The sequence below is a fragment of the Alterinioella sp. genome (assembly GCF_058343375.1).
This window is the reverse complement of sequence record NZ_JBTUJH010000034.1, coordinates 1-19,435: the sequence shown is the minus strand read 5'-3', so window position 1 is coordinate 19,435 and position 19,435 is coordinate 1. Positions and strand designations below refer to the sequence as shown.

The following is a 19,435-nucleotide window of genomic DNA, read 5'->3' as shown; positions in this document are numbered from 1 at the left end:
GCGCCTTATTCGGTTGCAGCGGCGATAAGGGCAGAAACCGCATCGGCATTTTCAGCCAGATAGGCGGCGACGACCTCTTCCACATCCATGCCATCGACATCAACGGCCCCCATCATCACCTGCTGGTCTTCGGTTGACAGCTGATAGGCCTCAAGGATCTCGTAGGCGGCGGGCCATTGCTCCGCAAAGCCGGACCAGGCCACTTTGAAGATACGGCTGGACAGGAAATCGCAATCGGCGACCGCATTGGGGTTCACCCCCCAGGACGGGTCTTCATAGCATTCCGGCGTGCCCTCGGGCAGATCGACAAACCGCACATCATAGGCCGAAATTGCCCAATGCGGCTGCCAGAACACCATCAAAAGCGGTGTTTCGCGTTCGGTCGAGGCGCGCAGCTCGGCAATCAAGGCACCCTCGGATCCCGCAGGCACGGCGCGGAATGGCAGTTCCAGCCCGGCAACGCGATCGGCCCCGGGCGTGCCCCAATCGGCGGGGTAATCAACCAGACGGCCCTGCGGAATGGTCTCGGCGGTGGCGAATTGCAGCGCGCAATCCTGCAACGCCTCCCAGGCGGGCAGGCCCGGGCAGATCTCGGCGACATGGGCCGGGTAGGCAAAGCCTTCGCGCGCGACAAGACCCAGATCACCGATCTCGACCACACCACCGGCTTCCACCTGGGCATAGTATTGATCCGAGACGTTGGATTCCCAAATCTCCAGGGCTGCGCTGATCTCACCATCGGCCATTGCCTGATACATGTTCATGTAACCGGCGGTGACATATTCAACCGTATACCCCGCCTGTTCCAGCATCTGGCCCGCAACCCGGGTGCTGATATGCTGGCCGGTCCATTCATTGATCGCCAGCCGGATCGGTGTTTCGGTATCGCCCAATTCGGCGGCCTGTGCGGCCCCAAGGGTTGAAAGCACCCCCAACACAATTGCTAATTTCTTCATTTCTTGCTCCCTGTGATTGGCGGTCCTTGGCGGGCCGCTCAGAAAATACGACTGCCAGTCAACGGGCTGGCTTGATCAGAATGGACACCCAATGGCCGCACTCGGCCAGATCAGGCGGATTTCAGTGACCTGCCTTCGCCATGTCAGTGGGCGGGCCCGTCCAAGGCAGTATGGCGTGATTTCATGCGGCGTTTCCAGCCCTATAACAAAAACCGCGCGCCCCCATTGGCTCTGCCATGACGGCGTGCCCCGGCATAGATCACCCCGCTTTGGCCGCGCGTTCCTGCAAGAGATTCGACAGCCAATCGGGGTCCATTTCCGGCACCGAGGATAGCAGAAGTTCGGTATAGGGATCATGCGGCGGCTGGAACATTTCCGATTTCGGCCCCTGTTCGACAACCTTGCCCTCCTTCATCACCACCACCTCATCGGCGATGGCCTTCACCGTCGCCAGATCATGGGTGATGAACATATAGGCCAGATCAAACTCGGTTTGCAGCTTGTCCAGAAGCTTGAGAATCCCTTCGGCAACCAGTTGGTCCAGCGCCGAGGTCACCTCGTCGCAGATGATGAATTTTGGCTCCGCGGCCAGCGCGCGGGCAATCCCGATGCGCTGTTTCTGACCGCCCGACAGTTCCGACGGCAGGCGGTCGATATACTCATCTGGCTCCAGCTCGATCAGATCCAGCAATTGCCGGATCCGTTCGGTCAGAGCCCTGCCCTGCAAGCCCAGATACATCTGCGCCGGCCGCCCGATCAGCTCGCGGATCTTCAGCTTCGGGTTCAACGCGGTATCGGCCATCTGATAGATCATCTGCGCCTGACGCAGCTGATCACGGGTTCGGCTGCGATAATCGGGCGGCAGCGCCTGACCGTCAAACAGGATCTCACCGCGGCGCGGTGGCAACAGCCCGGTAATGACCCGCGCCGCGGTGGATTTGCCGGAACCGGATTCGCCCACGACCGCCACGGTGCGGCGCTGGTGGATGTCGAAACTGACATCCATCAACACATCGATCGCGCCATATCCGGCCGTCACATTGCGCATGGAAACCACCGGTGTGGTGCCCTTCGGCACCGGCGGCTGTTCCTCGCGTGTGTGGCTGCGCACGGCCCAGAGCGATTTGGTGTATTCCTCTTTCGGGTCCGACAGCATGGTGCGGGTATCGGCTTCTTCGACCTCATCGCCTTTCAGCAGCACCTTGATCCGATCAGCCATCTGCGCCACGACAGCCAGGTCATGGGTGATGTAGATCGCGGCGGTGTCAAACTGTTCCACGATATTCCGGATCGCAGCCAGCACCTCGATCTGGGTAGTGACATCCAGCGCCGTCGTGGGTTCATCAAAGATGATCAGATCCGGCCGGCACGACATTGCCATCGCGGTCATCGCGCGCTGCAATTGCCCGCCCGAAACCTGATGCGGATAGCGAAAGCCGATGCTTTCGGGATCTGGCAACTGCATCCGGCGATAGAGGTCGACCGCGTCCCTTTCCGCCTCGCTACGGTCCATGACACCATGCTGCACCGGGCCCTCGCAATACTGATCCATCAGCTTATGCGCCGGGTTGAAACTGGCCGCGGCCGATTGCGCGACATAGGCGATGCGCTTGCCTTTCAGGCCGCGCAGGATGTCGGGGCTGGCATGGCGCAGGTCGATCCCGTCAAACATGATCTCGCCATCCGAAATACGACAGCCATCGCGGGTAAACCCCATCGCGGCCAGACCGACGGTGGATTTTCCTGCTCCGGATTCGCCAATCAGACCAAGCACCTCGCCCTTGCGCAGCGTCAGGTTCACACCACGCACGATCTCGGTCCAGGTTTCATCCGCCCGACCCTCGATCTTCAGGCCCTTGATCGTCAGCAATACATCCTTGTCGGCAAACTGATCGCTCATGACGTTACTCCTTCAATCCGCTGGCGCGGTGCAACTGCCAGTCGACCACGAAATTCACCGACACCGTCAGCAGCGCAATCGCCCCGGCCGGCAGAAGCGGCGTGATGTCACCAAACGTGATGAGCGTGGCGTTTTCCTTGACCATGGAGCCCCAATCCGCCGTCGGCGGCTGGATACCAAGCCCCAGAAAGCTGAGCGCCGAGATGGCGAGGAACACGAAACAGAACCGCAAGCCGAACTCGGCCACCAGCGGGGCCAGCGCATTGGGCAATATCTCACGCGTGATCAGATACCACTTGCCCTCGCCGCGCAGCTTGGCGGCCTCGATATAATCCATCACCACGATGCTCACCGAGACCGAGCGCGCCAGCCGGAACACCCGTGTGCTGTCGATGATCGCAATCACGATGATCAGCGTCAGGACCGAGGTGCCAAAGATCGTCAGCAGCAAAAGCGAGAAGATCAGCGACGGGATCGCCATCAGCACATCGACCGACCGGCTGAGCGTCTGATCCATCCAGCCGCCCACCGTGGCCGCCAGAAGGCCCAGAACCGCCCCCATTACAAAGGCCAGCGTGGTGGTGGCAAAGGCAATGCCCACGGTATTGCGCGCGCCATAGATCATTCGGGTCAGCATATCGCGACCCAGCGCATCGGTGCCGAGCAAATTCACATCATCCCAGACCTGAAACTCGCGCCCGACGATCTCGGTCTCGGAGAAAGGTGCAATCAGCGGCGCGAAGACGGCCACGAAAATGTAAATGATGATCATCAGCAATCCGAATGACGCCGTGAGCGGCGCGGTGCGCATCTCCTTGGCGACTTTTTTGGGGCCGATCGCAACGATCACTGCGCGAAACACCCACCCGGCGGCCATGGCGGCCACGATGAAGGCGAGGAAATAAAGGATGTTCAGCAAGATATCCATGACCGATCCTCCCTCAGCGCCGGTGAATGAGACGCGGGTTCGACAAGGTCGATAACACGTCTGCAAGCAGGTTGAGCAGCACATAGGCTGCGGCAAAGATCAGCGCCACGGCCTGCACCACCGGCATATCGCGTGAGGCCACGCTATCGACCATCAACTGGCCCAGACCGGGATAGACAAAGACCACCTCGACCACGACCACACCGGTGATCAGATAGGCAAGGTTGATCGCAATGACGTTGATGATGGGGGCCAGCGCATTGGGCAGCGCATGTTTGACGATCACCCGCATCGGGCTCATGCCCTTCAGCCGCGCCATTTCGATATAGGGGCTGGCCAGCAGGCTGATGATCGCGGCCCGCGTCATCCGCATCATATGTGCGGTCACCACCAGCGTCAGGGTCAATGCCGGCAGGAAGGCGCGGTAAAGCTTTTCGCCAAATCCGGGGTCGCCCCGCAAGGTCGCCAGCGACGGGAAAATCCCATCCGCACCGGCGAACCAGAGGATCAGGATATAGGCCATGAAAAATTCCGGGAACGAGATCGAGGTGAGCGCCGTGGCATTGGCGATCCGGTCAAAGGCCGAATTGCGGAACAGCGCCACCAGAATGCCCAGCATCAATGACAGCGGCACCGCGATTGCGGCGGCATAAAGGGCCAGGAACAATGTATTGCCCAACCGCGCGCCGATCAGCTCGGCCACCGGGCGCCGGTTGGCCAGCGAATTTCCGAAATCACCCTGCAATACACCGCCAAGCCATTGCACATAGCGAATGACCATCGGCTGATCCAGCCCCAGTTCGCGCCGGATGGCGGCCACCGTTTCGGGCGTCGCAGACTGGCCCAGGAACTCCTCGGCGAAATCGCCCGGCAACAGTTCGGTCGCCAGAAAGATCAGCACCGACACAATGAACAGGGTCAACAGGCCAAGCGCCAATCGCTGTGCGATCATCCTCCAGATATGTGACATCGATCCCCCTTGTTCCGCACCTGATCAGTGGCACAGATCTATTTTTATTCTCGCAAAAAACCCCCGGCCGTGATGGCCGGGGGTCTTTGTCGTATCAGGCGAACCACCAGCGTTCGGCGATCCGTTGACCATCGTTGCGCCAGTTGGACCCCACCTGTTCGGGATGCGCCAGATTGTCGGAATAGGCCATCACATAAGCCGCAAACATCGGGATGATGGTTGAGCCCTGATCCGAAAGGATCTGCTGCATCTCGAAATACATCTCGCGGCGCAGATCCTCGTTCAGTTCGGCACGCGCAGTCAGCAGCAGCTCATTGAACCGGTCATTGCTCCAGTAGCTTTCGTTCCAGGCCGCACCTTCGGAATATGCTGTGGCGAACATCCAGTCCTCGGTCGGGCGACCGCTCCAATAGGTGCCCACGAACGGAAGCTGCATCCAGACATTGGACCAATAGCCATCATTGGGTTCGCGCACGACATTGATGTTGATCCCCGCAGCCGCAGCGGATTCAGCGAACAGAACGCCCGCATCAACCGCGCCGGCAAAGGCGGCATCGGCCAGGTGAATATCCACATCCAAGCTCTCCAACCCTGCCTGCTGAAGGTGGAAGCGTGCCTGGTCAGGGTCATAGGTTTTCTGCGGCAGCTCGGTGTTGAAAAACCGCTGTCCGGGGCCGATCGGGTGGTCATTGCCCGGCGTGCCATAGCCATTCAGGACGGTCTCGACCATCTGTTCCCGGTCAATCGCATATTTCAGCGCCAGCCGGACATGGTTGTTGCTGAACGGATCAGCGCGCGAATCCATCGGCAGGCCGTAATGCTGCGTTCCGGTAACCGACAGAACCTCGATACCGGGGGCGCGTGCCAACAGATGAACGGTATTCAGATCGGCGCTGTCGATATAATCAACATCGCCCGAGATCAGAGCGTTCTGGCGGGCCGCCGCATCGAGGATGGCCAGCACCTCGACACCGTCGAAATGCGCGACGCCGGTTTTCCAATACCCGTCATGACGCGACAGGGTTGCCGCGACGCCGAACTCCAGATCGTCAATGACATATGCCCCGCAGCCATCGGTGGACATCGGGTCAATCGCACCATCGACAGATGGTTTGATCGGCAGGTGATAATCCGACAGGATGAACGGGAAGTCGGCATTGCCGTCGGCCAGCTCGAACACGACATTCATGCCATCGGCGGTCATATTGGTGATCTGTTCGACAATTGGCTTGGCTGCGGATGTTGAATCTTCGCCAAGGTGATGCGCGATGGATGCGATCACATCCTCTGCGGTGACCGTGCCACCGGAATGGTATTGCACGCCCGACCGGATGGTAAAGGTCCAGGTGGCCGCATCTGCCGAGGCTTCCCAGCTTTCCGCGACTTCGGGAACCAGCGACCCATCGGCCGCAATCTCGGTCAGGTAGTTGTTGCTCGCATGGCCCAGGAAAATCATGAAATCGTTTTCCCACGATCCCGGATCCAGGCTATCGGTGGTGGAACCGTGTGACATGCCCATCCTGAGCGTGCCGCCGCGCATCGGTTGCGCACGGGCCATCTTGGCCCCCATCGGCCCCAAAAGCGCCGCGCCACCCAGGGCGGACGCGCCTTTCAGTATCCCGCGGCGGTTCACGCCGCCGCTAATAAGGGATGAATTCCTCATGTGTATTTCTCCGCTGTTTGGTTATTTCTGCGCCGGGGAAGGCTCGGGTTTGTCCCGGTTTCGGACCACTCGAACCGGCGCTGTCATGGATGACGGGCGCGCGAAGCTGAGTGAAGGAATCCCCTGACATGACAGCAGTCTCGCATGAGAATGGTTGGAGACAAACCTACTTTCGACATTTTTGCCCCCATTTGCGACCTGATTCCCGGTCATCGCGAAATTTTCTTGCGCAAGCGCGGGCTGAAATCGACAGATATTAGCCGGATTCAAGGCCGTGCCCTATGATGAAATCTGTCAGATTCCGGCCAGATTCCGGCCAGATCCCAACCGATCAAGCAAGTCGCCCGCATGCCCAACCCGCCCAATATCGTTCTGATCATGGCCGATCAGCTTGCGCCGCATTTTACCGGTGCCTAAGGTCACCCGCGGGCCAAGACCCCGGATATGGATGCACTGGCCGCGACCGGCACCCGGCTGGACGCGCCTGTTGCAATTCACCGCTCTATGCGCCGTCCTGTGCGCCGTCGCGCGCGTCTTTCATGACCGGGCAGCCGGTGTCCGGGATCGCCACCCATGACAATGGTGCAAGCTTGGTGCCTCGATCCCGACCTTCGCGCATTCCCTGCGCATCATCGGCTACCGCACCTGCCTGTCGGGCAAGATGCATTTTGTCGGCCCTGATCAGCTGCACGGGTTCGAGGACCGGCTGACCACCGATCTCGACCCGTCCGATCACGCCTGGACACCCGATTGCCCCCCCCGATACGCGCATCGACAAATGGTATCACACCATGGGCCCGGTGGTTGAAGCCGGGCCCGCTGCCACTTCGTTCCGGATCGAATATGATGAGAAAACCGGTTTCGCGGCGCGGCGTCGGGTCCTTGAATACACCATGGCAGACACCGCGCCCTTCGCGATGGCCGTCAGCCTGATCCACCCGCATGATCCATATATGCCCCGGCCCGAGTTCCGGGATCTCCATGATGAGGCCGATATCGACATGCCGCAGACCGGCCGGGTGGATGATCCGCATACGCAGCGCCTGCATCACGGCATCGCCGCCGATATCCGGCCGGTATCTCAGGATGAAATCCGCAACGCGCGCCGCGGCTATTCCGCAAACATCTCCTATTTCGACAGCAAACTGGGTGAGGTGGTGAGCGCGGGCTGTGGCATAAGATGAACTTCTTTGAACACCGCGCTGGAATTCCTATGATAATTTCGGGGCCAGATGTCGAAAACCGAACCGTCGGAGAACCCATCAGCTTGGCTGATATGCTGCCCACATGCCGCGATATCGCGGCCCTTGAAGGGGCGAAAACACCCCAGGCACCCATGCCGCTGGATGGCCGGTCGCTCTGGCCCTTGCTGAGGGGGCTGTGGATAACCCAGGTGGTGGTGAGATGCCTGGGGAATATTGTGCCGAATCTGCAAGCCATCCGATAGTCATGATCCGCAGGGGGGCATGAAATCACATCCATTGCAAAGTTGATCCACTTCAATTCTATCGTCTTTCCGATGATCCGATGGAGCGGACAAGTTTGGTCAATGAGCCTGTGCAGGGGACAAGAATGGCAGAATTTCAATCCGAAATTTCGCTGCAATGGGATGAAAAAGCCCTCCGCGTCCGCGGTATCGCGTCGCAAAACCAGCGCCGGCCGGTTTATCCGGCGATGGAGGTCGGAAATCCGGTCAGTTGGGACTATCAACCGCCCCGCGACGCGAGCCAGAAATATCTGCGCAATCACCTGGATTGGACCGTCGCCGCCGAGCGAACGAGCTTTCCGTCTTATCCAAAGAAATGAATGTGTTATGTGGCGCTACTAGGAGAGAAAAAAATTTGATCAAATTTTTTCAGCCAATATTTCGGCTAAACCCTGCCCTCAAGCCTCGTCAGCTCGAATGCGATTCAGCTATCGATCAGTAAACTCGTTTAACCGTTATAAATTAATTCATTAGGGATCATTCTTGACGGGTGATCAGGCGCTGTGGCCGAATTTCATGAATTCCACGCGCCGCGGCGCACAAAAATTCGCCCTCACGGCCGCCAAAATCGCGTCTGATCTCAGCTTTCAACGTCCAGAATATCGCAGGCCTTGCGCGCCAGCGGTTCCGCCAGCGCGCCCACCTGCATCGCATGGTCAGACGAGGCATTGCCCGCGAGCGCACGGAATTTTACCCCCTGCACGATCGCGGCCAGACGGAACAGGCCGAAAACCAGATAGAAATGCCAGTCACGGATGCCCGAGATTCCCATCCGATCACAGTAACGCGCCACGTAGTCCGCCTCTTCCGGCAGGCCATTTGCTGCCCGTGTCACGCCCTCCAGCCCGCTCAGAACCGGCCCCGGCGGCATCCGCCACAACATGCATTGATAGGCCAGATCAGCCAGCGGATGGCCAAGCGTCGAAAGCTCCCAATCCATCACGGCCGCCACCCGTGGCGCGGCGGTCTCGAACATCACATTGTCCAGCCGATAATCGCCATGGACCAGCGCAACGCGCCCGTCATCGGCCACCATATTGGCCTCCAGCCAGGCCATGATGCGCTCCATTTCAGGCAGTGTTTGCGTCTGGGTCGCCCGATACTGGCGGCTCCAGGTGGCAAACTGGCGGGCAAAATACCCGCCCGGCCGGCCAAAATCCACCAGCCCCACAGCGGCCAGATCAACCGAATGGATCGCCGCCAGGGTCGCATTCATCGCATCATAGATCGCGGCCCGTTCGGTCGGCTCCAACCCGGGCAAGGCGGGGTCCCAAAAGACCCGGCCCCTGACGAAATCCATCACATAGAACATCGCCCCGATAACGTTTTCATCGGCACAGAAATGCAAGGCGCGGGCCACCGGAACATCGGTTTGCTCCAAGGCCCGCAGCACCCGAAATTCCCGATCCACCGCATGGGCCGATTTCAGCAGAACGCCGCCCGGTTTGCGTCGCAACACGTAATCGCCGCTATCGGCCTGCAAATGATAGGTGGGGTTGGACTGCCCATCGCTGAATTTCTGTGCGCTGCGAAGGCCGCGAAACCCGGCAATCTGCCCCTCCAGATAGCGCCCCAAAGATCCGATCGGCAGCCCGTCCATCACGCTTTCGCAGCGTGATGGGCCCGCACCAATTGCCGCCCCAGGGCCATCATATGCACCTGATCGGGGCCATCCGCCAACCGGATCTGGCGGGCGTAATTGAACAGCTCCGCCAGCGGCAGATCCTGCGTCAGCCCGGCACCTCCATGGATCTGAATGGCCCTGTCGATCACCGTTTGCGCCATCCTTGGGGCCACGATCTTGATCGCCGCAATCAGGTCGCGCGCCGCCTTGGCCCCGTCCCTGTCGATCTTTGCAGCCGCCTTCAGCGTCAGCAGCCGCGCCTGCTCGATCTCGCACCAGCTCAGCGCGATATCCTCGCGCACCGATTGATGCTGGCTCAGCTTCCTGCCAAAGGTCGCCCGCGTTTCCACCCGGTCCAGAACCAGCTCCAGCGCCCGCTGCGCCGCCCCCACCAGCCGCATGCAATGATGTATCCGCCCCGGCCCAAGCCGCCCCTGCGCAATCTCGAAGCCGCGCCCTTCGCCCAAAAGCAGATTTTCCGCCGGCACCCGGACATTATCGAACACGATCTCGGCCTCGCCAAAGGGCGCGTCACTGTAGCCGAAGGTCGTGACATGGCGCACGATGTTCACCCCGGGCGCATCGCGCGGCACCAGAATCATGCTCTGCTGCTTGTGGCGGTCCGGGTTATCGGGGTCCGATTTGCCCATCACGATGAACACCGCGCAGCTCTCGCGCATGCCGCCGGTGGTAAACCATTTGCGCCCGTTCACCACGTAATCACCGCCGTCACGGCGAATTTCGCATTCGATATTGGTGGCGTCAGACGACGCCACATCGGGTTCGGTCATCGCAAAGCCCGACCGGATATCCCCCGCCATCAATGGCTCCAGCCAGCGCGCCTTTTGCGCGTCAGAGCCATAGAGCAGCAGCGTCTCCATATTGCCCGTATCGGGCGCGTTGCAATTGAAGATCTCCGGGGCCCACCAGACCCGCCCCATGATCTCGGCCAGGGGGGCGTATTCAAGATTGCTGAGCCTGCCGCCATGGGCGCGCGGCAGGAACAGGTTCCACAACCCCTCAGCGCGCGCTTTGGCCTTCAGATCCTCGAAGAAATCCGGTGTCCGGAACGGGGTTTCCGTGGTCTCGAAATGGGCCCGGAAACGCGCCTCGGCCGGTGTGATATGCGCCGCCATGAAGGCGCTCATCCGCACCTGCATCTCAACGGTCTTCGCGCTCATATTCAAATCCATCGTCACCGCTCCCTGATTGCCGCGCGGCAGAGAGTCCGCCGCAAGCCCCCGGCTGTCAACTGCCCTTGCTCAACCGCGCCTGCCCTCCTAGCCTTGACCGAACCGCATCGGAGCCCGCATCATGACCCATCACCCGCTTTTCGACCTCTCAGGCCGCGTCGCGCTGATCACCGGAGCCAGCCGCGGCATCGGCGCGGCCATCGCCCATTTGCTGGCCGAACACGGGGCCCATATCGTGGTCAGCAGCCGCAGATTGGAAGGCTGCGAGGCCGTGGCCAGGGACATCCGCGCCAAGGGCCTCAGCGCGGAAAGCCTTGCCTGCCATATCGGCGACATGGATGCGATCGACGCAATCATGGCCCATATCGAGGCGACGCATGGCCGGCTCGATATTCTGGTCAACAACGCCGCCACCAACCCCTATTTCGGGCATATCCTCGACACTGATCCCGGCAGTTTTCAGAAAACGCTGGACGTCAACATCCGTGGCTATTTCTTCCTGTCGGTGGCCGCAGGCCGCCTGATGCGAGCGCAGGGCAAGGGGGCGATCGTCAATATCGCCTCAGTCAACGCGCTGGAGCCTGGCGACGGCCAGGGCACCTATTCCATCACCAAGGCGGCGGTGGTGAACATGACCCAGGCCTTCGCCAAGGAATGCGCGCCGCTCGGCATCCGCGTCAACGCCATCGCACCGGGTTGGACGCGCACAAAATTCGCCGGCGCGCTTCTGGACAGCAAACCGCATCACGACGCGATCATGGCCCGCCTGCCGATGAAGCGCCCGGCCGAGCCTGAGGAAATGGCAGGGGCCGTGCTCTACCTCGTCTCGGACGCCGCCAGCTACACCACAGGCGCGCTTCTGGTTGTTGATGGTGGGTTGACCATCTGATCGCACAATAGCCCTCACATGCGCCCTGCACGCAACATCAACTTCTTTGCGCATCAAATATCCCCGCCGGAGGCTCTGCGCCCGCATCAGCGGGCGCAGATCGGCGCGCGGCACGCGCGGCGAAATAGCGTGTTCCAATGAAAAACGGCGGCTCCGTCATGGAACCGCCGCCAAAGATCTCACCCCGGGCTCATCCCGTTCTCACCCCGTTCTTACCCCGGGCTCATCCCCCGCAGCCGTTCAGATCGACGCCTGAGCAGTTCCACGGTTGTCAGCAACACGATCGAAACAGCCACCAGGATCGTCGCCACCGCCAAAATGGTTGGGCTGATCTGTTCGCGCAGGCCGATGAACATCTGCCAGGGCAGGGTTTTCTGCCCGGCCGAGCCGACGAACAGCACCACCACCACCTCATCGAACGACGTGATGAAGGCAAACAGCGCGCCCGAGATTACGCCGGGCAGGATCAGCGGCATCTGAATGCGAAAGAACGTCGTCACCGAGTTCCCGCCAAGCGAGGCCGAGGCCCGCGTCAGCGATTTGTCGAACCCCACCAGCGTCGCGGTCACGGTGATGATGACAAACGGAATACCAAGTGCTGCATGCGCCAGCACGACACCCAGATAGGTGCCCTGCAACCCGATCCGGCTATAGAAGAAATACATGCCGGCCGCCGAGATGATCAACGGCACGATCATCGGTGAAATCAGGATGGCCATGATCACGCCCTTGAAGGGCACATGGCTCTGGCTCAGCCCGATAGCGGCCAAGGTTCCAAGCGAGAGCGACAACAATGTCGCCACCGGCGCAATTCGGATCGAATTCCACAATGGTTGCTGCCAATCCGGGTTGGTAAAGAAATCGCGGTAGTGCTGCAGCGAAAAACCCGCCGGGTCCAACCGCAGCATCTCGGGCGTATAGGTAAAGAAATCCTGGGCGTTGAAGCTGAGCGGAATGATGATGATGATGGGCGCGATCAGAAAGAAGAACACCAGGCCGCAGATGACGCGGAAACTGTAATACCAGATGCGCTGTCCGGGTGAGGCATAGATAGGAAGGCTCATTGTCTTTACCCCAGTTTCACGTTGTCGATGCCGACGATCCGGTCATAGGCCCAGTACAGGGCCAGGACGAGAACCAGCAGGATGGTTCCAAGTGCAGCCGCCAGACCCCAATTCAACGAACTGGAGATATTATAGGCGATCCGGTTGGAGATGAATGTACCGGAGCGTCCGCCGACCAGTTCGGGCGTGATGTAATAGCCGATCGACAGGATGAAGACGAGGATACATCCGGCTCCGATCCCCGGCACACTTTGCGGGAAATACACCCGCCAGAAGGCGGTCCAGTCGGTAGCACCAAGCGATTTGGCCGCGCGCACATATGTCTGCGGGATGGTCTGCATCACCGAATAAAGCGGCAAGATCATGAATGGCAGCAGGATATGCGTCATCGCAATGATCGTGCCGGTCTGGTTGTTGATCAAGGCCAGGCGGCTGTCATCGGCAACAATTCCGGCCCAGACCAACAGGTCGTTGATCACACCCTGCTGCTGCAGCAGCACCTTCCAGGCCGAGGTGCGCACCAGAAGCGATGTCCAGAATGGCAGCAGCACCAGGATCATCAGCATGTTCGAGGTCCGCATCGGCAGGTTGGCCAGCAGGAACGCCACCGGATAGCCAAGCAGCACGCAACTGCCCATGATGATCAGTGACATGATGATGGTGCGCTTGAACAGCGTGATATAGATGCGGAAATCTTCATCCTGCACCTGGATACCGTCAGGGGTCAGTTGCAGATCTACCGCGGTCAGGAAATAGCCGGGCGTGTAGTTTCCGGAATAAAGCTGAATGGTTTGAAACACTTCAGGGTTCAGCCAGTTATCACTTATTTCCGCAAACTGATCGCGGATGGATACGGTCTCAAACCCGGCCACGGCGGCAGCGGCGGCACCAAGCAGGTCGTTATCACCCACATCGGCTCCGGCTGCCAGATCCCGATAGAGCGAGGTATAGACAAAATCCCAGGGCTGCACGACGGTGGGATCTTCTTCCTCGACCTCGACAATTATCCGGACCCAACTGTCATATGCGGACGCGGTTTCAGGCAGGCTGGCCCGAATATCGGCATCCTCCAGCAGCGTGGAAAATGTCACCGGGTTTTCCCAGGCCGCATCCAACGCCACGAACTGATCGGTGTAGATATTCGTTTCAAACCGGCCAACGCCCCTGCCCGAGCGGCGGAACAGCGACGACATTCCGGTCATTTCATAGTTCAGGCGGCTGCCGACCCGTGAGCTAACACGAAATTCGGCCGCAACCAGAATATCCACATAAAGCGCTGCATATACATCTTCGGATGGCGGTTCATCGGTATCTTCCCAATCGCGCAGCGCCACCACCGTGCGTGGCAGCGTGTCGCTCACGATCTGGTTTTCGACCGAGCGGAACAACATGTCCCCGATCGGAAAAATGAACGTGATCAGAATGAACAGCAAAAGCGGCGAAATCAGCATAAGCGCCCGGATCTTCTGGGCGCGCAGGGCGCGGTTCAGGCTCACCTTCAGCGGGCGCCCATCGGCGGCCAGAACGGGGCCTGTTGCGACGTCTGCGGTTTGTGCGGTTGCGTCGGTCATGTCTCAGGTGCCTTCCACGACGAGGATCACGCTGTCGGCACTTGCCCTGCGGATCGCTGCAACGTCTTGATATTCGGGGTCATGATAGGCGGTCAGCGCCGCCTCGTAACTTGGAAACTCGATCACGACATGGCGGTCATTGGCCTGCCCTTCCATCACCTGCGATTGCCCGCCCCGGACGATGAACCTGGCACCCAACCGCTCCAGAATGGGCGTGTCGCGGCGGATATATTCCGGATAGGTTTCAGGGTTGGTCACGGTAATATGGCCGATGATATAGCCTTTGGGCATTTGGCGCGCCTTCTTTGGCTTCCTGGGGGACGGGCGGACCACAATCGGCCCGCCCGAAAGGTTTCAGATCAGCAGGTTACTGCGACAGCCATGCCTGGAAACGGGCATCCATGTCATCGCGGTAATCGGCCCACCAGACATAGTTGAACAGGAAGGTGTTCTGCGCATTGGCCGGATCGGTCGGCATATGCGGTGCCATCTCGATTCCCAGATCTGCGTGCAGACCCACCAGCGGCGCAGAAGACGCCCGCGCCGGACCGTAGGAGATATAGAGCGCCTGATCGGCCAAGCGCTGCGTATCGGTGGCAAAGCGAACGAAGTCGAGCACGCGGGCCAGACGATCCTCGGGCAGGCCGACAGGAATGATCCAGCCGTCAAGGTCAAAGACCTGCGCGTCCCACATCATCGCCACCGGCTGATTCTGCTCTTCGATCAGAGAGAACAGACGACCGTTATAGGTCGAACCGAAGACAACTTCGCCATCGGCCAGCAATTGCGGCGTGTCGGCTCCGGAAGTCCACCAGACGGTGTCGTCGGCGATGGTGTCGAGCATGGCAAAGGCCTGTGCGACGCCTTCCTCGGTTTCCAGCACGTCATAGATGTCATCCTTGGCCACGCCCGAGCAGAGCAGCGCCCATTCGAGGTTGCCGATCGGGCGGCGTTCCAGCGAACGCTGGCCGGGGAAGTTCACCAGGTCGAAAACATCACAGATATCATCCGGCTCGCGACCGCCCCAGGCCTCGACATCGGTGCGGTATCCGAAGGTGGTGGAATAAACGATCTGCGGGATGAAGCAATCCGATACGATCAGATCACCGAAATCCTCGGAGGCCGGTGTGCCATCAGGCGCAGGTGCCAGCACTGCGTCATGGTCGATCTCCATCGCCAGACCTTCGTCGCACAGGCGCATGGCGTCTGCGGCCACAACGTCAACGATATCCCAGGTGATGTTGCCGGCTTCGTTCATCGCACGCAGGCGGGCCACGGCCTCGCCCGAGCTTTCGTCGGTCAGAACCTCGAAGCCTTCATTCATTGCCTGATAGGGCTCGACATAGGCGCGAATCTGGCTCAGCTGATAGGCACCGCCCCAGCTGACCATGGTCATCGAATCGGCCATATGGCCGTCGGCATATGCCATGGGTGCGGCAAGAACCGACCCCACCGTCAGCAGTATTGCTGATTTGAGTTTCATTTTTCTCTCCTCTGTTGGTCGTCTTTATCTTTGTGGGTTGGCCCCCGCTCGGATAACCCGTCGGGGTGCTCATGCTGCTCAGGCGTCCAGAGCCCGGCAATCTTGTGGCCGCCATCCGATCTCGATCACCTCGCCGGGTTTCAGGCGGCGCTGATCGGGGGCGTTACGGGTCTTGATTATGAAATCATCATTGCCGGCCACGCGCAGCCGGGTGCGATAGATATCGCCCATATAGATGAACTCCAGCACCTCGGCCTTGACGGTATGGGTGCCGGGCAACAGCCGGTTCGGGTCAAACTCGACCCGTTCGGGCCGGATCGAGACCAGCGTGCGGTCGCCAACATTTTCGACATTGACCGGCACCGTGTCGACCAAGCTGCCATCATCCAGCCTGACAACGGCAATGCCATCACTGATGCTTTCGACATTGCCCATCAGCGTGTTGTTCTCACCGATGAATTGCGCAACGAAGCTGTTTTCGGGCTGTTCATACAGCTCATCGGGCGGGGCCAGTTGCTGGATACGGCCATCGTCAAACACGGCAACCCGGTCCGACATGGTCAGCGCCTCGGTCTGGTCATGGGTCACATAGACCGTGGTGATGCCCAGATTATGCGCCAGATTGGTAATCTCGAACTGCATTTTTTCGCGCAACTGTTTATCCAGCGCACCCAGCGGTTCATCCATCAGCACCAGTTCGGGTTCAAACACCAGCGCCCGCGCCAGGGCGATCCGCTGTTGCTGACCACCAGATAATTGCGCCGGACGGCGACCGCCAAAATCGCCCATCTCGACCATATCCAACGCGCGTTTCACCTTGGCCTCGCGGTCCGATTTGCCGATCTTGCGCACTTCCAGCGGAAAGCTCAGGTTTTCGGCAATCGTCATATGCGGAAACAGGGCATAGTTCTGAAACACCATCCCGATGCCGCGCTTATGCGGCGGGATGTTGTTGATCGGTTTCCCATCCAGCAATATATCGCCATGCGTTGCCGTCTCAAATCCGGCCAGCATCATCAGGCAAGTGGTTTTGCCTGACCCCGAGGGGCCCAGCATCGTCAGAAATTCGCCTTTGCCGATGGCAAGATTGAGGTCCTTCACGACCAGAATTTCACCATCATAGCTTTTCTGCACACGGTCAAAGACCACAAAGTGGTCTGCACCAGAACTTTCGTTCATGTATCTTCCCTGTCATCCGGCGCTTTCACGCTCGCTTGCGGTTTATTGTCGGCATCATTGCGGCGCATTGCCGCCGGGCTTGCCGCACGTGCGACATGATATAGCCAATAAACGACATCCGCCTTGGCTTTTCACTGTAAGCGGTTTCAGTAACGCGTCCAGCGAATTTCTCTTTGTTTGCGTGAACTCTGGCTGTTCTCTCATTGCAGCGATGGCGCATTCAGGGCCTCCCTGACAATCCGAAACATCACGTTAAGCATTGGTTTTCAAGGGTAATTATAATTTCACAGCCTTACCCAACGTCACGAATCGCACCATTGCGGTGGCACAAAATTCGCCCCCCGGCGCGCCGTCAGGCGCTCTGATTTCATCTCGTGGCAGCGCTCCGCGTCGAATCATCGCCCGCCAGCGCCATTTCCAGGGTGCCAAGCCCCGGCGTCGGCAGCGCCGCCATCAGGGAGGCGAACTGCACCCGGCACTCGGCCCCCAGCCAGCCTTGCGGAAAAAATCGTTGCGGCAAATCAGGATGGCGCAGAATGACCCGTCGCCAACTATGCACCACCAGCGCACGCAATGCGGCGCGTTCATCGGCGGGCAACGCCCCGCCGGTCTGCAATATCTGCGCCACAGCTTCGAACGCGGCATGCAGCCGTTCGCAGGCCACAAGCACATCCTGCGGACAGATCTGCGCGCGCAGCCATTCGGGCAGCGCCACTTCACAGCTTTCCACGCCGACCAGCCCCTGATGATCGGCGGGCAACGGGCCCGGTGCCAAAATCGCCTGAGTGCCGATGGCCAGGTAATCGCCGCTTTGCAAGAACGCCTCAAGCTGCGCCGCGCCGCGGGTTTCGCCACCACCTGAAATCAACACATGCCACCGCCCGGGGTCAGACGCGCCCGCACCATATATGCGCGGCGTCGCGGCGGCCGATTGGGCCCGGCCATAGCCCGTCAGAAAATGCGTGCTGGCGCGGCCCTCGCGCGCGCTTTCGATCCAGCCATCCTTGCGCAAACGGTGCAGCGCCACGCGCATGGCCTGCGGCTTGACCCCCATCAACCCGGTCAGGCGTGACAAGACCGGGCCGCTGATCGTATCGCCCTGTTTCTGCGCCAGATCGCCAAAGATCGTCACGATCAATGACCATACCCGATGCCCTTCGCCCGTTGTCAGGGCGGCGGCGGCGGCGCGGAATGTGGGGCTGGCATCAGGCGTCATGGGCGAACTATAGGCAGCCTGTCCGCGCCCTCAAGTGGCGTTCATCGTCAACAGCTCGTATTCGGCCACCTTGTCGCCCTCCTGATCGGTCAGCGTGACATGCCAGCGCACCTCGCCATAGTCGGCATTGCGGCGGGTCTTCTTGCGCACGCTGAGGCGGGCCTTGATGGCGCTGCCCGGCTCCACCGGCTTCAGGAAGCGCAGATTGTCCAACCCGGTATTGGCCAGAACCGGGCCTTCATCTGGGTCCACAAACAGCCCCGCCGCAAAGCTGAGCAGCAGATAGCCATGCGCCACCCGACCGGGAAAGAACGGGTTCCGCTTCGCCGCCGCGTCATCCATATGGGCGTAGAAAGTATCGCCGGTGAACGCCGCGAAATGTTCGATATCTTCCAGCGTGACCACCCTCGGCGCGGTGGTGAGGGTTTCACCGATGGCCAGCGCGTCAAAGCGCCGGGTAAAGGGATGCGCCGGGCCCGCGATCTCAGCCGCCCCCGGCACCCAGACATCGCCGATGGCGCTCAAGATATCGGGGCTGCCCTGCACTGCTATGCGCTGCATGTAATGCATCACGCCGCGAATACCGCCCAGTTCCTCGCCACCGCCGGCACGCCCCGGGCCGCCATGCACCATATGCGGCAAGGGCGATCCATGGCCGGTGGCCTCACCCATGCTGTCGCGGTTGTTGAAATAGAGCCGCCCGTGGAATGCGCCCGCGCCCATCACCACCCGCCGCGCAACACCCGTATCATGCGTGATGATCGAGGCCACCAGCGACCCCTGCCCGCGATTGGCCAGCGCGATGCCATGATCGAGATCGCGGTAGCCCATGATGGTGCTGACCGGGCCGAACGCCTCGGTGTCATGGACCCGTTGCGCGGCGTCGGGATCGGCGCAGTGAAACAGCATTGGCGGCAGGAACGCGCCTTCATGGCCGGCACCGAGCAGATCAAACGCCTCCGGGTCACCGAAAACCCGCTCGGCCTCCGCGCCGATAATGGCGGCCTTTTCAAGCACATCGACCTTTTGCGCGTTCGAGACCAGCGCCCCCATGCCCACGCCCTCGGCCCGCGGATCGCCGATCACCGTTCCGGCCAGCCGGGCCGAGAGTGCCTCGATCAGCGCCGGCACCTGCGCCTCAGGCGCGATGATGCGGCGGATGGCGGTGCATTTCTGCCCTGCCTTGGCGGTCATCTCGCGCACCACCTCCTTGACGAACAGGTCAAATTCCGGCGTGCCGATCACCGCATCAGGCCCAAGCAGAGAGGCATTGAGACTGTCCTGTTCGGCCACGAACCGCACCGAATTTTCCA

Annotated in this window: 17 protein-coding genes and 1 pseudogene; 3 read left to right on the top strand and 15 right to left on the bottom strand. The window is 60.4% G+C overall.

Annotation, left to right across the window (positions count from 1 at the left end; translation table 11 throughout):
• Nucleotides 1-5: 5 nt before the first annotated feature.
• The 6 genes from ACW8PS_RS05890 to ACW8PS_RS05865 form a co-directional block, all read right to left on the bottom strand.
• Nucleotides 6-956 carry an ABC transporter substrate-binding protein gene (locus ACW8PS_RS05890; RefSeq protein ID WP_491526382.1) on the bottom strand — a complete coding sequence of 317 codons (951 nt, stop codon included), beginning with the start codon at nt 954-956 and terminating at the stop codon, nt 6-8.
• A gap of 259 nt (nt 957-1,215) precedes the next feature.
• Nucleotides 1,216-2,856, bottom strand: coding sequence for an ABC transporter ATP-binding protein (locus ACW8PS_RS05885; protein WP_491526381.1), 1,641 nt, complete (start codon nt 2,854-2,856; stop codon nt 1,216-1,218).
• Between the two features lie 4 nt (nt 2,857-2,860).
• Entirely contained in the window at nt 2,861-3,784 is a 924-nt protein-coding gene (locus ACW8PS_RS05880) for an ABC transporter permease (protein ID WP_491526380.1), read from the bottom strand.
• A gap of 13 nt (nt 3,785-3,797) precedes the next feature.
• A complete protein-coding gene (locus ACW8PS_RS05875) occupies nt 3,798-4,754 on the bottom strand; it encodes an ABC transporter permease (RefSeq protein WP_491526379.1) in 957 nt (318 codons plus the stop codon).
• A 94-nt stretch (nt 4,755-4,848) separates the two neighbouring features.
• Nucleotides 4,849-6,417 carry an ABC transporter substrate-binding protein gene (locus ACW8PS_RS05870; protein ID WP_491526378.1) on the bottom strand — a complete coding sequence of 523 codons (1,569 nt, stop codon included), beginning with the start codon at nt 6,415-6,417 and terminating at the stop codon, nt 4,849-4,851.
• A 502-nt stretch (nt 6,418-6,919) separates the two neighbouring features.
• On the bottom strand, nt 6,920-7,153 hold the full coding sequence (locus tag ACW8PS_RS05865) for a hypothetical protein (protein WP_491526377.1): 234 nt from the start codon (nt 7,151-7,153) through the stop codon (nt 6,920-6,922).
• Between the two features lie 55 nt (nt 7,154-7,208).
• On the opposite strand from ACW8PS_RS05865, the gene ACW8PS_RS05860 reads away from it, so the two are divergent.
• Both ACW8PS_RS05860 and ACW8PS_RS05855 read left to right on the top strand, forming a co-directional pair.
• Nucleotides 7,209-7,601 (top strand): hypothetical protein, encoded by a 393-nt coding sequence (locus tag ACW8PS_RS05860; RefSeq protein WP_491526376.1) that lies wholly within the window; start codon nt 7,209-7,211, stop codon nt 7,599-7,601.
• A gap of 388 nt (nt 7,602-7,989) precedes the next feature.
• Nucleotides 7,990-8,223 (top strand): hypothetical protein, encoded by a 234-nt coding sequence (locus ACW8PS_RS05855; protein WP_491526375.1) that lies wholly within the window; start codon nt 7,990-7,992, stop codon nt 8,221-8,223.
• A 260-nt stretch (nt 8,224-8,483) separates the two neighbouring features.
• Here the strand turns inward: ACW8PS_RS05855 and ACW8PS_RS05850 are convergent, their stop codons facing one another.
• Nucleotides 8,484-9,503 carry a phosphotransferase family protein gene (locus ACW8PS_RS05850; RefSeq protein WP_491526374.1) on the bottom strand — a complete coding sequence of 340 codons (1,020 nt, stop codon included), beginning with the start codon at nt 9,501-9,503 and terminating at the stop codon, nt 8,484-8,486.
• Nucleotides 9,503-10,708 (bottom strand): acyl-CoA dehydrogenase family protein, encoded by a 1,206-nt coding sequence (locus ACW8PS_RS05845; RefSeq protein ID WP_491526373.1) that lies wholly within the window; start codon nt 10,706-10,708, stop codon nt 9,503-9,505. The genes ACW8PS_RS05850 and ACW8PS_RS05845 overlap by 1 nt, the downstream gene beginning before the upstream one ends.
• Before the next feature lie 133 nt (nt 10,709-10,841).
• On the opposite strand from ACW8PS_RS05845, the gene ACW8PS_RS05840 reads away from it, so the two are divergent.
• Nucleotides 10,842-11,609: an SDR family oxidoreductase gene (locus ACW8PS_RS05840; protein WP_491526372.1), complete on the top strand. Its 768-nt coding sequence runs from the start codon at nt 10,842-10,844 to the stop codon at nt 11,607-11,609.
• A gap of 212 nt (nt 11,610-11,821) precedes the next feature.
• Here the strand turns inward: ACW8PS_RS05840 and ACW8PS_RS05835 are convergent.
• From ACW8PS_RS05835 to paaZ, 7 genes and pseudogenes are all read right to left on the bottom strand, one after another.
• Nucleotides 11,822-12,658: pseudogene (locus ACW8PS_RS05835) on the bottom strand (ABC transporter permease); the annotation flags it as partial.
• Nucleotides 12,659-12,678: 20 nt separating this feature from the next.
• The gene (locus ACW8PS_RS05830; protein ID WP_491526371.1) at nt 12,679-14,244 is read right to left on the bottom strand and encodes an ABC transporter permease; all 1,566 of its coding nucleotides are present in this window, start codon (nt 14,242-14,244) and stop codon (nt 12,679-12,681) included.
• Between the two features lie 3 nt (nt 14,245-14,247).
• The gene (locus tag ACW8PS_RS05825) at nt 14,248-14,535 is read right to left on the bottom strand and encodes a DUF1330 domain-containing protein (protein ID WP_491526370.1); all 288 of its coding nucleotides are present in this window, start codon (nt 14,533-14,535) and stop codon (nt 14,248-14,250) included.
• A 76-nt stretch (nt 14,536-14,611) separates the two neighbouring features.
• Complete coding sequence (locus ACW8PS_RS05820) at nt 14,612-15,727, bottom strand: extracellular solute-binding protein (protein WP_491526369.1); 1,116 nt, start codon at nt 15,725-15,727, stop codon at nt 14,612-14,614.
• 78 nt (nt 15,728-15,805) lie between these two features.
• Complete coding sequence (locus tag ACW8PS_RS05815) at nt 15,806-16,906, bottom strand: ABC transporter ATP-binding protein (protein WP_491526368.1); 1,101 nt, start codon at nt 16,904-16,906, stop codon at nt 15,806-15,808.
• 367 nt (nt 16,907-17,273) lie between these two features.
• Nucleotides 17,274-18,122 (bottom strand): PaaX family transcriptional regulator C-terminal domain-containing protein, encoded by an 849-nt coding sequence (locus ACW8PS_RS05810; RefSeq protein ID WP_491526367.1) that lies wholly within the window; start codon nt 18,120-18,122, stop codon nt 17,274-17,276.
• Between the two features lie 30 nt (nt 18,123-18,152).
• Nucleotides 18,153-19,435, bottom strand: a 1,283-nt coding sequence (paaZ, locus tag ACW8PS_RS05805; RefSeq protein ID WP_491526366.1) for a phenylacetic acid degradation bifunctional protein PaaZ, incomplete at its 5' end; no start/stop codon positions are given.

What these genes read in the sequence shown, in the direction of transcription:
- ACW8PS_RS05820 (WP_491526369.1), bottom strand. Translation starts at nt 15,727, where the DNA reads ATGAAACTCAAATCAGCAATACTGCTGACGGTGGGGTCGGTTCTTGCC.
- ACW8PS_RS05825 (WP_491526370.1), bottom strand. Translation starts at nt 14,535, where the DNA reads ATGCCCAAAGGCTATATCATCGGCCATATTACCGTGACCAACCCTGAA.
- ACW8PS_RS05875 (WP_491526379.1), bottom strand. Translation starts at nt 4,754, where the DNA reads ATGTCACATATCTGGAGGATGATCGCACAGCGATTGGCGCTTGGCCTG.
- ACW8PS_RS05890 (WP_491526382.1), bottom strand. Translation starts at nt 956, where the DNA reads ATGAAGAAATTAGCAATTGTGTTGGGGGTGCTTTCAACCCTTGGGGCC.
- ACW8PS_RS05870 (WP_491526378.1), bottom strand. Translation starts at nt 6,417, where the DNA reads ATGAGGAATTCATCCCTTATTAGCGGCGGCGTGAACCGCCGCGGGATA.
- ACW8PS_RS05850 (WP_491526374.1), bottom strand. Translation starts at nt 9,503, where the DNA reads ATGGACGGGCTGCCGATCGGATCTTTGGGGCGCTATCTGGAGGGGCAG.
- ACW8PS_RS05810 (WP_491526367.1), bottom strand. Translation starts at nt 18,122, where the DNA reads ATGACGCCTGATGCCAGCCCCACATTCCGCGCCGCCGCCGCCGCCCTG.
- ACW8PS_RS05855 (WP_491526375.1), top strand. Translation starts at nt 7,990, where the DNA reads ATGGCAGAATTTCAATCCGAAATTTCGCTGCAATGGGATGAAAAAGCC.
- ACW8PS_RS05840 (WP_491526372.1), top strand. Translation starts at nt 10,842, where the DNA reads ATGACCCATCACCCGCTTTTCGACCTCTCAGGCCGCGTCGCGCTGATC.
- ACW8PS_RS05860 (WP_491526376.1), top strand. Translation starts at nt 7,209, where the DNA reads ATGGGCCCGGTGGTTGAAGCCGGGCCCGCTGCCACTTCGTTCCGGATC.
- ACW8PS_RS05880 (WP_491526380.1), bottom strand. Translation starts at nt 3,784, where the DNA reads ATGGATATCTTGCTGAACATCCTTTATTTCCTCGCCTTCATCGTGGCC.
- ACW8PS_RS05845 (WP_491526373.1), bottom strand. Translation starts at nt 10,708, where the DNA reads ATGAGCGCGAAGACCGTTGAGATGCAGGTGCGGATGAGCGCCTTCATG.
- ACW8PS_RS05885 (WP_491526381.1), bottom strand. Translation starts at nt 2,856, where the DNA reads ATGAGCGATCAGTTTGCCGACAAGGATGTATTGCTGACGATCAAGGGC.
- ACW8PS_RS05830 (WP_491526371.1), bottom strand. Translation starts at nt 14,244, where the DNA reads ATGACCGACGCAACCGCACAAACCGCAGACGTCGCAACAGGCCCCGTT.
- ACW8PS_RS05815 (WP_491526368.1), bottom strand. Translation starts at nt 16,906, where the DNA reads ATGAACGAAAGTTCTGGTGCAGACCACTTTGTGGTCTTTGACCGTGTG.